General features: G+C 41.9%; 13 protein-coding genes and 2 tRNA genes. 9 read left to right on the forward strand and 6 right to left on the reverse strand.

From position 1 onward, the window contains the following. The first annotated feature begins 80 nt into the window (after positions 1-80). Positions 81-983 carry a helix-turn-helix transcriptional regulator gene (locus HGD77_RS04725; RefSeq protein WP_138742902.1) on the forward strand — a complete coding sequence of 301 codons (903 nt, stop codon included), beginning with the start codon at positions 81-83 and terminating at the stop codon, positions 981-983. A 151-nt stretch (positions 984-1,134) separates the two neighbouring features. Here the strand turns inward: HGD77_RS04725 and HGD77_RS04730 are convergent. Continuing rightward, a tRNA-Leu gene (locus HGD77_RS04730) sits at positions 1,135-1,220 on the reverse strand. 10 nt (positions 1,221-1,230) lie between these two features. Beyond that, positions 1,231-1,304: transfer RNA gene (locus HGD77_RS04735), tRNA-Cys, on the reverse strand. Positions 1,305-1,457: 153 nt separating this feature from the next. On the opposite strand from HGD77_RS04735, the gene folD reads away from it, so the two are divergent. Next, a complete protein-coding gene (gene folD, locus HGD77_RS04740) occupies positions 1,458-2,306 on the forward strand; it encodes a bifunctional methylenetetrahydrofolate dehydrogenase/methenyltetrahydrofolate cyclohydrolase FolD (RefSeq protein WP_004646309.1) in 849 nt (282 codons plus the stop codon). 135 nt (positions 2,307-2,441) lie between these two features. Then, positions 2,442-3,110 carry a class I SAM-dependent methyltransferase gene (locus HGD77_RS04745; protein ID WP_004279468.1) on the forward strand — a complete coding sequence of 223 codons (669 nt, stop codon included), beginning with the start codon at positions 2,442-2,444 and terminating at the stop codon, positions 3,108-3,110. Between the two features lie 73 nt (positions 3,111-3,183). Here HGD77_RS04745 and HGD77_RS04750 read toward each other — a convergent pair whose 3' ends face one another. Both HGD77_RS04750 and HGD77_RS04755 read right to left on the reverse strand, forming a co-directional pair. Then, positions 3,184-3,606, reverse strand: coding sequence for a hypothetical protein (locus tag HGD77_RS04750; RefSeq protein WP_004646311.1), 423 nt, complete (start codon positions 3,604-3,606; stop codon positions 3,184-3,186). A gap of 134 nt (positions 3,607-3,740) precedes the next feature. Further along, entirely contained in the window at positions 3,741-5,570 is a 1,830-nt protein-coding gene (locus tag HGD77_RS04755) for a phosphoenolpyruvate carboxykinase (GTP) (protein ID WP_005246943.1), read from the reverse strand. A 417-nt stretch (positions 5,571-5,987) separates the two neighbouring features. On the opposite strand from HGD77_RS04755, the gene HGD77_RS04760 reads away from it, so the two are divergent. The 4 genes from HGD77_RS04760 to groL all read left to right on the forward strand — a co-directional run bounded on the left by HGD77_RS04760 (position 5,988) and on the right by groL (position 9,847). After that, complete coding sequence (locus HGD77_RS04760; protein ID WP_034438446.1) at positions 5,988-6,926, forward strand: diacylglycerol/lipid kinase family protein; 939 nt, start codon at positions 5,988-5,990, stop codon at positions 6,924-6,926. Further along, entirely contained in the window at positions 6,907-7,683 is a 777-nt protein-coding gene (locus HGD77_RS04765) for a metallophosphoesterase family protein (RefSeq protein ID WP_005246941.1), read from the forward strand. Before HGD77_RS04760 ends, HGD77_RS04765 begins: the two co-directional genes overlap by 20 nt. Before the next feature lie 168 nt (positions 7,684-7,851). Further along, positions 7,852-8,142, forward strand: a complete 291-nt coding sequence (locus HGD77_RS04770) for a co-chaperone GroES (protein WP_004646315.1) — start codon at positions 7,852-7,854, stop codon at positions 8,140-8,142. Between the two features lie 70 nt (positions 8,143-8,212). Beyond that, positions 8,213-9,847 (forward strand): chaperonin GroEL, encoded by a 1,635-nt coding sequence (gene groL, locus HGD77_RS04775; RefSeq protein ID WP_004279474.1) that lies wholly within the window; start codon positions 8,213-8,215, stop codon positions 9,845-9,847. 66 nt (positions 9,848-9,913) lie between these two features. On the opposite strand, the gene HGD77_RS04780 is transcribed toward groL, so the two are convergent. Then, a complete protein-coding gene (locus tag HGD77_RS04780; RefSeq protein WP_005107501.1) occupies positions 9,914-10,408 on the reverse strand; it encodes a copper resistance protein NlpE in 495 nt (164 codons plus the stop codon). Positions 10,409-10,635: 227 nt separating this feature from the next. Here HGD77_RS04780 and HGD77_RS04785 point away from each other — a divergent pair, with 227 nt between their 5' ends. After that, positions 10,636-11,790, forward strand: a complete 1,155-nt coding sequence (locus tag HGD77_RS04785) for a LuxR C-terminal-related transcriptional regulator (RefSeq protein WP_138743436.1) — start codon at positions 10,636-10,638, stop codon at positions 11,788-11,790. A 38-nt stretch (positions 11,791-11,828) separates the two neighbouring features. Here the strand turns inward: HGD77_RS04785 and HGD77_RS04790 are convergent, their stop codons facing one another. Next, positions 11,829-12,995 carry a hypothetical protein gene (locus HGD77_RS04790; RefSeq protein WP_168730722.1) on the reverse strand — a complete coding sequence of 389 codons (1,167 nt, stop codon included), beginning with the start codon at positions 12,993-12,995 and terminating at the stop codon, positions 11,829-11,831. A 363-nt stretch (positions 12,996-13,358) separates the two neighbouring features. Here HGD77_RS04790 and HGD77_RS04795 point away from each other — a divergent pair, with 363 nt between their 5' ends. Beyond that, positions 13,359-13,907: a 1-acyl-sn-glycerol-3-phosphate acyltransferase gene (locus tag HGD77_RS04795; RefSeq protein ID WP_171066337.1), complete on the forward strand. Its 549-nt coding sequence runs from the start codon at positions 13,359-13,361 to the stop codon at positions 13,905-13,907. Positions 13,908-13,967 lie beyond the last annotated feature (60 nt).

Consider the following 13,967-nt stretch of genomic DNA (forward strand, 5'->3'; position numbering starts at 1 on the left):
TATTCATTGATCGGCATTCAGTATAATCATTCAACATCTAGCGATAAATAAGTACATGAGAATGTATTAAGTGGGGATTTATGAAGCGCCCAGCTTCAACACATGAGCGTCTTGCAGAGCGTTTAGCCAGAATTTTGACCAAATTAAACGTCGGATATCAACTCCGGGCTGCAGAGCTAGTTGCAGAATTTCAGGTCAGCATCCGCACCATTGAGCGTGATTTTGATCGTCTGGGCTCTTATTTACCCTTACTTCAAGATGAACAGAAACGATATTATCTGGAACCCTCTTATTTAGGGCGGTTTAAATTGCAGGATATCCAGACTTTTGCCCAGCTTTCGGGGATCAGTGAGTTGTATCCGGCGTTGGATATGTCTTTTATGCGTGAACTGCTGGATGAGCGGGCAAATCAGGTATTTTCGGCAAAAGGCTATTATTTTGAAGATGCCAAACAGTTTGCCAAACATTTCAAGTTGCTTGCAAGCGCAATCTATAAACGTCAGCAGGTTGAGTTGCAATATTCAGATCAATTGCGAATCATTAAGCCTTATCGCTTGATTCACCATCATGGTATCTGGTATCTGGTGGGCGTAGATCAGGACAAGTTGCGCACTTATCGCTTAAGTCAGGTGCAACAGCTCAAGCTGGTTTCTAAGGCGGAGAGCTTTGCGCATGATCCTGAAATATTGAAAATGCTGGCAGATGAAGACAGCATCTGGTTTGGGCAGCAAAAGCAGCAAGTCTTAATCAGGGTACAACCTGAAGTCACGGTCTTTTTTGAAGAGCGCCGTTTATTTCCAGAACAGCGGATCGAGCAGGAAGCCGAGACTGGAGAGTTAGTGATCAGTTGCCAGATTCGTCACGAAATGCAGTTGTTGCCTTTGGTGCGTTACTGGTTGCCCTATGTGAAAATTATTGAGCCGATTCATTTTCAGCAGAAACTGGAACAGGATTTGCAAGGATATTTACGTTCTGCTGGATGATATTGAGAAAGCAGAGCAGGAGGGCCTGATTAATGATGACACTTTAAATGGGAATTTAATTTACTTATTTTTTGACTAACTAAATTACAGACATAAAAAAACCAGCTTTCGCTGGGTTCTTTATTTGCACCATCTTTCTATAGTAGAAGAATGGTGCCCGAGGCCAGACTCGAACTGGCACGCTTTGTGGGCGGGGGATTTTAAATCCCCTGTGTCTACCGATTTCACCACTCGGGCTTTAACAAGATGGAGGCGGAGGTCGGAATCGAACCGGCGTCCACGGAGTTGCAGTCCGCTGCATGACCACTCTGCCACCCCGCCGCGTCTTGTTGATGCGTATATTAGCAAGCTCAGAAAAAAAAACAATAGTGTATTCATCTGTATGCGCATAAAAACATCATCTGGCGGAAAATATTTAAATTATTCATGTAGAATGTGCAAAATTGATTCATATCAACACTTGGGAGAAGTGCCGTGGCATTAGTTCTAGACGGTCGTGCATTGGCGAAGCAAATTGAAGCTGACTTGTTTACTCGCGTAGAAGCGCTGAAAGCAAAATCAGGTCGTACTCCAATTCTTGCGACGATTTTGGTAGGTGACGATGGTGCATCTGCAACTTATGTTCGCATGAAAGGCAATGCCTGCCGCCGTGTTGGTATGGACTCACTCAAAGTGGAACTTCCTAAAGAAACCACAACTGAAGAATTATTGGCTGAAATTGAAAAATTAAATGCAAATCCTGATGTGCACGGTATTCTGCTTCAGCACCCGGTTCCTGCGCAAATTGATGAGCGTGCCTGTTTCGATGCAATCTCGCTTGAAAAAGACGTAGATGGTGTCACTTGCCTGGGCTATGGTCGTATGGCAATGGGTGAGGCAGCCTATGGTTCAGCGACGCCTGCGGGTATTATGACTATCCTGAAAGAGAACAACATTGAAATCGCTGGTAAACATGCGGTAGTTGTAGGTCGTTCTGCAATTTTGGGTAAACCAATGGCTGCGATGCTGCTAGAAGCGAATGCAACCGTAACCATTTGCCACTCACGTACTCAAGATCTTGCTAGCTTCGTTAAGCAAGCAGATATCATTGTTGGTGCGGTAGGTAAAGCAGAATTAATTCAAAAAGACTGGATCAAACAAGGTGCAGTGGTTGTTGATGCTGGTTTCCATCCACGTGATGGCGGTGGTGTTGGTGATATCCAACTTGTTGGCATTGAAGAAATTGCTTCTGCTTACACACCAGTTCCGGGTGGTGTAGGTCCAATGACGATTACCACTTTAATCCGTCAAACGGTTGAAGCTGCTGAAAAAGCTTTAGGTTAATCAAATCCTCCCTAACCCTCCTTTTTCAAAGGAGGGGACTCTGATCACTATTTTTGGATGGAGTTTCCCCCTCTTTTTTAAAGAGGGGCTAGGGGAGATTCTTCAAAGACATTAATACTAATTAAAAGAAATCTAATGAGCTGCACCTTCCGACTCCCTCAAGCCCCAGAACATCTACTAAAAGCCTTGCATGATGTGATTCCACACTGTGAGCTACATGCACAGCAATTGCCGGATACACCCATTTCCCTGTGGCTGATTCCGCCAGTATTCCCAACAGATAAGCTGGATGATGAGGTGATTCGTCGCATTTGGAATGATACACCATACTGGATCTTTTGCTGGGCCTCAGGCTTGGCGATGGCGCAGTGGCTATTGGCAGAGCCGCATCATGTTAAAGACAAAGTAGTTTTGGATTTTGGGGCGGGATCGGGCGTAGTTGCCATTGCGGCGAAAATGGCAGGTGCAAAACGTGTGATCTGCTGTGATATCGATCAAGTTAGTCTAGATGCCTGTCGTGCCAATGCAGAGCTAAATGATGTCGAGCTTGAATATCTGGATGACCTATATAAGGCAGAGAAGGTGGATATTTTATTAGCCGCAGATGTGCTCTATGATCAATGTAACCGTTTCTTCCTGGATGAGTTTTTAAAATTTGCACCTGAGGTGTGGGTTGCAGACAGTCGGGTAAAAAACTTTAGTCATCCTCAATATGAAAAACTGGATGAGCGTAGTGCGACGACCTGGCCGGATTTGGATGAATCGCCCGAATTTCGTAATGTCAGTTTCTATAAAACACGTTAAATTTAAAAAATTAAAAAGGGCACTAGGCCCTTTTTGATTGTCTTACTCTGATTAAGTAACTAAGTATCAGATATTAAGAACAGGTATAACGAATAACCCGCATGGTCGTAGGGCGGGCTTCTAAAGCTTCGCGTGCACCCGGGTTCTCGCTATTATGTAAATCAGGCGTATTGCTCAAGCTGATTTGCGTGCGGCTATTACCCAGTTGGCGGCCATAGTTTTCCTGTTCCGCAGTTGGATTGGAAATTTCATTGGTGCTTAAAATCTGGATGTTGTAAGTTTTGGAATTTCCTAATACGTGTCTGCAAGCGGCTTGCAAGCGATTTTCATCCTGGCTTGGTCGTCCTGAGAGGGTGTAGCTCAAGGTTGCTGTATTGCCTGAACGTTCCAGAATTTCATAGCCACTTTGTCCATTGAATTGATGGGGTGTGGTCTGACATGCACTCAGTACGAAACTGCTCGCAGCCATAGCCAAAATTACTGTTGTTCTTTTCATATTTATAGTTCCTGAAGTCTTGGCTTAAGTATGCCATATTTTGCTTAAACTGCTGCTCTGGTCAATTGTGATCAATTGTTTAAACAGCCAATAAAAAAGGCCGCTTACGCGACCTTTTTTAATTAAATCAGCAATTAAGCAGATTTAACCGCAGCAATAAGTTCTGCTTGACGAGTTTTTAACGCTTCCGGTAAACGCTCACCTAGCTTATCGAACAATTCAGTATGGCTTTCAAGCTCTTTGATCCATTGATCTTTGTCTTGAGAAGTTACTAGGTCAAACTGTTCTTTAGTGAAGTCAGAACCAGTCCAGTTCAGCTGTTCGTAAGTAGGAACTAGGCCGATTGGTGTTTCAACAGCATCAGCACGACCTTCACAACGGTCAATGATCCACTCAAGAACACGCATGTTTTGACCGAAACCAGGCCATACGAAGTTGCCTTCAGCATCACGACGGAACCAGTTCACGTTGTAGATACCTGGAAGTTTGTTGCCAGCAGCAGCAGCTTTCGCACCTACTTGCTCACCCATTTCTAACCAGTGCGTGAAGTAATCTGCCATGTTGTAGCCAGCGAATGGCAGCATCGCGAACGGGTCACGACGAACAACACCTTGTTGACCAACAGCAGCAGCAGTTGTTTCAGAGCCCATCGTTGCAGCTTTGTAAACACCGTCAACCCAGTCAAATGCTTCTGAAATTAGAGGCACAGTGTCTGCACGGCGACCACCGAAGATGAACGCAGAAATTGGCACGCCAGCTGGATTTTCCCAGTCAGCATCAATAGAAGGGCACTGGCCAGCAGATACTGTGAAACGTGCGTTTGGATGCGCTGCTTTTTCTTCGCCAGTGTGTGGTTGACCTTTCCAGTTAGTCAAGTTAGCAGGCGCTTCTTTAGTCAGACCTTCCCACCAAACTTCACCGTTGTCAGTCACAGCAACGTTGGTATAAATCACGTCTTTGTGCATGGTTGCCATACAGTTCGGGTTGGTTTTAGTATTGGTACCAGGCGCTACACCGAAGAAGCCAGCTTCAGGGTTGATTGCATATAAGCGACCGTCTTCACCTGGTTTGATCCAGGCAATATCGTCACCTACAGTTTCAATCTTCCAGCCTTCATAGCCAGCTGGTGGAATCAACATAGCGAAGTTTGTTTTACCACATGCAGATGGGAATGCAGCTGCGATGTAGTGTTTTTCGCCTTGTGGATTGGTCACGCCAAGGATCAGCATGTGTTCAGCTAACCAGCCTTGTTGACGACCCATAAATGATGCAATACGTAATGCCAGGCATTTTTTACCCAATAATGCGTTACCGCCATAACCAGAACCATAAGACCAGATCTCACGAGTTTCTGGGTAATGCACGATGTATTTTTCTTTGTTGCAAGGCCATGCAACATCTTTTTCGCCGTTCGCAAGCGGAGCACCTACAGTGTGTACGCAAGGAACGTATTCACCGTCAGTACCAAGAACGTCATAAACAGCTTTACCCATACGAGCCATTTTAGACATGCTTACTGCAACGTAAGGAGAGTCAGTTAACTCGATACCGATATGAGCGATATGAGAACCCAATGGACCCATTGAGAATGGAACCACATAAAGTGTACGACCTGCCATTGAACCGTCAAATAAACCGTTCAATTTTTCGCGCATGACAGCAGGTGCTTCCCAGTTGTTGGTCGCGCCAGCATCGTCTTTGTTTTCAGAACAGATGTAAGTACGATCTTCAACACGTGCTACGTCAGAAGGATCAGAATTTGCAAGATAAGAACCAGGATGAGTTTCTTGATTCAGCGCTTGCATTGTGCCGTTAGCGATCATCAAGTCGATATAACGTTGATATTCTTCTGCGCTACCGTCACACCATTCAATTTTTGCTGGTTTTGTTAATTTAGCAATCTCTTCCACCCAAGCAATAAGCTTAGGGTGACGAACGAATTCTGGTGCGTTCACTTGGGTCATGGTGAGGCCTATCTCAAATGTGTACAAATTAGATGTACAAAGTACAATCCGAGCAATAAAAAATATCGCCCAGATGAAATATGAAAAAAAGTGGCTGTATTAAAGCATAAAATGATAAAAAAAATAAGACCAAAGAAGTGCTAGATTTTTTTTGGAATATAATGCTATTTTATTTATAAATATAAGTAAAACAACAAGATAAAACTAAATATTTGAATTGTTAATATTATTTATTTAAATTATGGATAGTATTTATTTTAAAAATTAATATTAAAATCATTATCTTAATTTTATAAGACCTCTAATATTCATTATTGATTAAATAAATGGTTGCCATTTGAATTTTACATAAAGCCACTGTTAATTGTCTATGAATTGGACAAAATGCCAATAGGCTTCAATGAAATTGCGCGAAAAATGTCTAATCAATCTAAACCCTTATCGCTGATTTTTAATCATAAAGCTGGTTTTCGCATACAGGGGCCAGAAGGCATTTATGAACAGCTGATCGATATATTTTCAGCGCAGGGTTATCAAACTAAAGCTTATGAAATCAATGATTCACAGCAATTTGATAAAATTATGGTTGAGGTGCTTGAACAGCATTTGGCATCTAGCGAGTCAGGAATCATCGTTGCGGCAGGCGGAGATGGCACTTTAAATACAGTCGCCAAACATGTGTTGAATACGCAAATTCCTGTCGGTATTTTGCCTTTAGGGACTTTTAACTATGTGGCGAGATTATTGGGGATTCCGCTGGATTTGCTTGAAGCGGCAAAAGTGATTGCGACAGGACAGCCACAACGTATGAATGTTGCTCGTATCAATCAGGAAATTTATCTGAATAATGCCAGTTTAGGTCTATATCCTTTATTTATTAAAAAACGTGAAGACTATAATCGTATTTTTGGTCGCTTACCGCTACATGCCTATACTTCTGCACTGGATGTTTTAATTCGCGACCGTAAAGAATTAAAACTAAAAATCTGGGTGGATCAAAAGAAATATCCGGTAAAAACACCACTGATTTTTTTTGGCAATAATCCCTTGCAACTGGCGGATATGAAAATGCGCATTGCAGAAGCGGCTGAAAAAGGCAAAGTGGCGGGAGTTGTAGTTTCTAAAAGTGATAAGCTTACTTTATTTAAGCTAGTGTATCAGCTGATTCGTGGCAAGATTGACCAGGCATCGGATGTTTATAGTTTTGCAGCCGATCAAGTTCGAATCGAATCCCGAGCCAAGAAACTGATGGTAGCGATTGATGGGGAAATTGTGGAAATGGCCCCGCCACTCAATATTTCTGTATTAAAAGATAGCCTAAACGTAATGGTGCCACATGATCCTGCATCTGTCTGATCTGCATTTTGGAACAGAGAAGCCGGAGTGTTTAGAAGCGATTCGGCATTTCTGTCAGACCCATCCACTTGAAGCCGTCGTCATCAGTGGTGACCTGACTCAGCGCGCACGTTTGGGTCAATTCTTTGCCTGCAAAAAATTTTTAGATCAGCTCAATACGCCTTATATGGTGATCCCGGGGAATCATGATATTCCGCTCTATCATTTGTGGAATCGGCTTTTCAATCCATTTACCCGTTACCAGATTTTTTTTGGTGAATTGGAGCCAATATTTGAAACTGAAAATTTTTATCTGATTGGGGTGAATTCGATCCGACGTCGATATCATACCAAAGGGCATTTATCCCTTGAGCAGATTCAGCGTATTGATTTGCAACTGGCTCAGGCGCCTGCGTCCAAATTAAAAATCATTGTCAGCCATCAACCTTTTTATGTGCCTTTTCAAAATAAGCGCGGTTTCAAGGACAGCCCATTGATGGCCAAAATTGCTTTAGAGGCCTGGGCAGAGCATGGTCTGTTTGCGGTGTTACATGGGCATCTGCATCAACCGGCGATTTATGATTTGAATCAGATGTTCGGATTGGGGATGGATCATCCTGTATATGATGTACATGCAGGGACTTCTGCGTCAAATCGTCTACATAAAGATGAACCGAACAGCTTTAATCTGATTGATGCCACAGGAAAAATTTCTCAATATTTATTCGATGAAGTGGCACAAGCCTTTATGTTGAAGGCTGATCTGCCGAATAAATAGACGAAAACCTATGATTCGTTAAAAAAAACCAATTTTTTTTCATTTTTGCCCTTGAAGCGTTTTATTCCATCTCCATAAAAGTGACATCAAAAATTTTTGATGATGACCCATGGAATAATTAAGTCGTCATCAGTGACCTAAAAAAGACTTAGTCTGATGGAGTTATTTATGAGCAACATTCGTCCATTACATGACCGCGTTGTTATTCGTCGTGTTGAAGAAGAAACTAAAACAGCTGGGGGCATTTTACTTCCAGGTTCGGCTGCTGAAAAACCTGCTCAAGGTGAAATCATTGCAGTTGGTAATGGTCAAATCACTGACAATGGCGTACGCGCGTTAGACGTAAAAGTTGGCGACAAAGTATTGTTCGGTACTTATGCAGGCACTACTGTAAAAGTAAACGGCGAAGAGCTTTTAATCATGAAAGAATCTGACATTTTAGCGGTATTAGAAGCTTAATCTGCGCTAAAAAAGTTTTATTCATTCCAAATCAGATTTTGTAAAGATACAACAATATTCGGAGTCAAATATGTCAGCTAAAGACGTAAAATTTGGTGATTCAGCTCGTTCAAAAATGATTGCTGGTGTAAACACCCTTGCAGATGCAGTAAAGGTTACTTTGGGTCCTAAGGGCCGTAACGTTGTTATCGACCGTTCTTTTGGTGCACCGCACATCACTAAAGATGGTGTCACTGTTGCCAAAGAAATTACGCTGAAAGACAAGTTTGAGAACATGGGTGCTCAACTGGTTCGTGAAGTTTCTTCAAAAACCAATGACATCGCAGGTGATGGTACAACGACTGCAACTGTATTGGCACAAGCAATTTTGAATGAAGGCATCAAGTCAGTAACAGCGGGTATGAACCCAATGGACTTGAAACGCGGTATTGATATTGCGGTACGTTCTGTAGTTGAAAACATCAAGGCAACTGCAAAACCAGCATCAGACTCTAAAGCGATTGAACAAGTAGGTTCGATCTCTGCTAACTCTGATACGACTGTAGGTCAGCTGATTGCGCAAGCAATGGAAAAAGTGGGCAAAGAAGGCGTGATCACGGTTGAAGAAGGTTCAGGCTTCGAAGATTCGCTTGACGTAGTTGAAGGCATGCAGTTCGACCGCGGTTATATTTCTCCGTACTTCGCGAACAAGCAAGATACTTTAACAGCTGAACTTGAAAATCCATTCATTCTTCTTGTTGATAAGAAAATCAGCAATATTCGTGAATTGATTACAGTACTTGAAGCTGTTGCTAAAACTGGCAAACCGCTTTTAATCATTTCTGAAGATGTTGAAGGCGAAGCGCTTGCGACGCTTGTTGTCAACAACATGCGCGGTATTATCAAAGTATGTGCGGTAAAAGCACCTGGTTTTGGTGATCGTCGTAAAGCTATGCTTCAAGACATCGCGATCTTGACTGGCGGTACTGTGATTTCTGAAGAAATCGGCATGCAGCTGGATCAAACGACGCTTGATCACTTGGGTACAGCACATAAAGTAACTGTATCTAAAGAAAATACTGTAATTGTAGATGGTGCTGGTAATGCTGGCCAAATCGCTGACCGTGTACAGCAAATCCGTGCACAGATCGAAGAATCTACTTCAGAATATGACAAAGAAAAACTTCAAGAGCGTGTAGCGAAACTTGCTGGCGGTGTTGCTGTCATCAAAATCGGTGCTGCAACTGAAGTTGCAATGAAAGAGAAAAAAGACCGTGTAGATGACGCGCTTCATGCGACTCGCGCTGCAGTTGAAGAAGGTGTCGTTGCGGGTGGTGGTGTTGCACTAGTACGTGCTGCATCTGCACTTGAAGGCGTAACAGGCGCGAATGATGACCAAAACGTAGGTATCAACATTCTTCGTCGTGCGATTGAAGCACCGCTTCGTCAAATCGTATCTAACGCAGGTGATGAGCCTTCTGTAGTGATCAACGCTGTGAAGAATGGCGAAGGTAACTTCGGTTATAACGCTGCAACTGGCGAATATGGCGATATGCTGGAAATGGGTATTCTTGACCCTGCTAAAGTAACGCGTTCTGCACTTGAGCACGCCGCTTCTGTTGCTGGCTTGATGCTGACCACTGAATGCATGATCACTGAAATCCCAGAAGACAAACCTGCAATGCCTGATATGGGTGGCATGGGTGGTATGGGCGGCATGATGTAATTCATCATCCGAGCATTTCATAAAAAATCCCCGCAATAGCGGGGATTTTTTTATGCGTTTACAAAATTATGATGCGGACTTTTTAACTAATTTATAATTTAAATTACTGTCGATTTTTTTACCTGATTTCATCTCGCGTGCTTCAACAAAATTTTCACCAACAAAGAATTTACGGTTTTCAGCTTTGTTATCTAATGTGATGATTGAAGGATCTTGAGGGTCAAAACTGAAACTACCTTTAGTTTCCGTCTCATTATTTCCAGCTTTACCTAAATATTCCTCATTTAGCTCATAGGTTTTATCCGGATTGAGATCTAACTCGACCTTAATCCCTTCACAGTCAGCACAAGGAAAAACACCTTCGTATTCACCTGCCCAATCTAGCGAAGTTTCTGCGCTATCAGCACGGTTCACACTAGTATCCGCGTTATTTTGCTCCATCATGGCTGGGCTGGATTGAGCATTATTACTCATCGGCTCATTATCATTGGGCTTTGAACAGGCGGTTAAAGCTCCTGCAAGAACGACTGCTATCGCAGCAGTAAGCGTTAATTTTTTCATTGTTTTAACCCTATTAAATTATTTGTTATGAATTACATTAAAAGTAGTCAGTACAGATAAATAGGGCAATCTTGTTAAAGTTTGATTCATTAGGTGAATGAGGCCAGAGTTATTGATAAGTGAGCAGGATTTAAGAATTTTTAGCCAAGTTTAAAGTCACTTTATGCTGTTTCGTTAACCAATTCTGAACGCTATGATTAGAAAATAATGATAATGCGGAGGGGATAATGAAATTAGAACAAGAAAATAATCTGATTGCAAAAATTTATGATGCTGCTGTATTACCATCTTTGTGGCTGGACGTGATCAAAGATATCGTGAGCTATACTAAAAGTAAGAGTGCAATTTTTACCGGTCTGGATCAGCTTAATCCAGGCTATGACTTTGTCTATACGCACAATATCCCGAATGAAAGTCTGGCCGCTTATCAAGAGGAGCGTATCAGAGTGATTGATATGAAACTGCATATGCCCTTATGGAATGCGATCGAGATGGGCGATGCTTTAAGTCATAACTGTCAGCACTATGCAGAACAGCCGGGTACGGATCACTATGTGTTCTATGAGAAGTGTTTAAAGCCTGGCGGTGTATCTTATCTGGCGGGAGTATTGCTGGATCGGGGGAATTATCGTTGGGCGGTACTGGGTATTCATCGTGCACCTGAAGTACAGCCTTTTGAACAGCCTGAGCTGGATTTTCTAAGAAGTATCAGTATTCATTTACGCCGGGCTTTGCAAATTCACCGGCAAATCAACTTGATTCAGCAAGATAATTTAAGCTTGTATACCGTATTGGATAGTTTAAAAACCGGAATTGTACTGCTTGATCAAAACCTGTGTTTAAGTTATTCCAATCCCATTGCGCAAAAGATGCTTGATCAAAGTTCATGTCTGGATCTGGATATACATAACCGTCTAAAAACCAATTATAGTCAGCAGATACGTTTTGATCAGCTTCTGGAAAGCGCTTTGCTGGAAGATACGACCATTCAGACTGAAGTGGGTGGAGTCCTGGCGTTGAGTGATGGGGCAGGCTCGCAATTCATGCTGACGGTGGTGCCATTTAAAAAATTAAGAAATATGCAACATTTACAGTCTGCTCAACATCAGATTGCATTATTTATGACGGATAAAAACCAGCATTATTCCCTGTCAAGAACTTACCTACAACAGTGTTACCAGCTTTCCAAACGAGAGTTTGATTTATGTGAGTTGTTAATTAATGGTTATAAAATAGAAGATATTGCAGAACAGTGTGGCATTACGCTGAGTTCGGTACGGACGTATTTTAAAAATATTTATGAAAAAACCCAATGTTGTTCGCAAATCGAACTGATGCATTTATTGATGGGTTGTACCATTCAATTTGAACATATTGATTAAACCGGCCTGAATTTCATATTCAAGCCGGTTTATAGGGGTTATTTAACACGTTGTAAAGTTACAGGATCTTCACCTTGCGGATGTAAGATAAGATTGTTGTTAGATATATTGATGCTTGCAATTGTCTTGCTGCCATTTGAACTATCTTGTAATCCACCACACTCGTTGGTATCGAATAATACCTCGGTTGTGGTGAGAGTATTTGCTGACAATGTATATTTGCCATATTCAATTCCTGGCCAACCACAGTCATCTCCACCTTCAGTGTCTAGGAAGAAATAATAGTTGTTATCAAAGAAAGCAAATAGGTGCGTTTCATTGAGTCGCCACGTGCCGACGAGACTATTAGACTGCTTAACCCGATTTAAACGGTATTCAGTACTAACGCCTGGTTCAGTAAGAATTAATTGAGTTCCAGTATAGTTTAAAGAATAAGGTTTATTCTCGGCAGGATGTGAAAGTCCCCATTCACCATTGGTGTCATGCAGGATTTCCGGTTCAATCACGGTTGTTGTTGCATTCCATTTTAAGCGGCCCATTTCAATGCCTGCTTGACCACTCTCATCTTTAGCTTCTGCTTCACCTAATGCATAGCGTCCATCTTCCAGAATGTGAATCAACACAGCAGTGTTATCGGTACGGTTAATCTCCCAAGTACCGGCAATATCTTTATAGAAGGTCGCTTGGAAGTTTTCTGAAGCTTTTTCTGGTGTTATCAACTGATCTGGTGTGATGGCTGTTTTGGTGACAACTTCATTTACGAAGTCGATGGTACTTTGGTTAAAATTAAGCTTTACAGCAGTGAAGGCTGTTTTAGTGTCATCACTAATCTGAATGCCATCGCTATGATCACCTTTTCCATCTAAGGATTGTAAAAATACCAGTAAGTTAAGGCGAGCATTTTCAGTCTCAGCTAAATCCAAAGGGGTAACACGTTCTTTGGCTTCAATTTCATCCCCGAGTTGAACATCACCAATATAGAATTTAACCGTTTCTCCTTCATTGAAGTTAAATTCACCATCGTCATTGGTAAAACCTGTAGCACCACTACTGGTGATATAGGTCACCCCTGAAATGATTCCGTCCGTCAGTACGCCGGTTTGAGTGCCAACATTGTTTGTTGGAGGTGTACTTGAGTTATCATCCGAACCACCACAGGCACTAAGTAACCCTGCTAAAGCAATACAAAGTAAAGTCTTTTTCATTAGAATCTTCCTGAAATTTATAATGTGGATTCAGTATAAAAAGACCCTTATATTTGCCATATCCCAAAATGAGGAGGTTAAGAGCTTTTTAATGCATGAATCCTTTAAATTAGAAAGAAATTCCTATTTATATGGGGAAGCAATCTTAACTATCCGTAAATTGATGTATGAGATAAGTTGAAAGGTGGCAAAAATAATCAACTATTCATTTAAAAATTCTAATTATACAAATACAGATTAACTGTTTATTTATTGATCATAGAGCACTATCTATATTTGCCGAGGTTGCTAAAATTCGCGCAATTTTGAATAGAATTGGTGCGTGACGTGTTTGAGAAGTTAGCAGAACAAAGCCTGAGGCTGATGGGTTGGGAAATTGATAACCATTGGCCCTTAGATTTAGACCAATGTGTCATGATTGCTGCGCCTCATACCAGTAATTGGGATGCACTGTATGCGCGACTGGCCTTAAAAGCATTAGGCGTGAATGTTCGCTTAACCATTAAAGACAGTTATATGAAATTGCCATTTGGACCTTTTGTGCGTGCTATGGGCGGTATCGGGATTGATCGCCGTCCTAAACAGCCGGGGGAGCCTCGTCCGAGTATGGTTCAGGTGATGACGGAATTATTCAAGACCCATCCTAAACTGGTGATGCTGGTCACGCCAGAAGCGACTCGTGCTAAACAGGAACAGTGGAAGACAGGTTTTTATCATGTCGCGATTAATGCAGGTGTGCCGATTGCATTGGCCTATATGGATTATGAGAAGAAGAAAACTGGTGTAGGTAAAATTGTTTATCCGACAGGGGATTATGAAAAAGACATGGCAGAAATCATGGCATTTTATGCAGAGATTCAGCCAAAATTCCCTGAATGCTTCAGCGTAGATCAGCGTTATTATCAGAGTTAAAATTGAATTGAAAAAAAGCAGGAAAATTCTCCTGCTTTTTTATTGCCTAATCATCATGAA

Origin of the sequence: Acinetobacter sp. NEB149, assembly GCF_012516415.1 — a bacterium.
In the GTDB taxonomy this organism is placed as follows: domain Bacteria; phylum Pseudomonadota; class Gammaproteobacteria; order Pseudomonadales; family Moraxellaceae; genus Acinetobacter; species Acinetobacter lwoffii_V.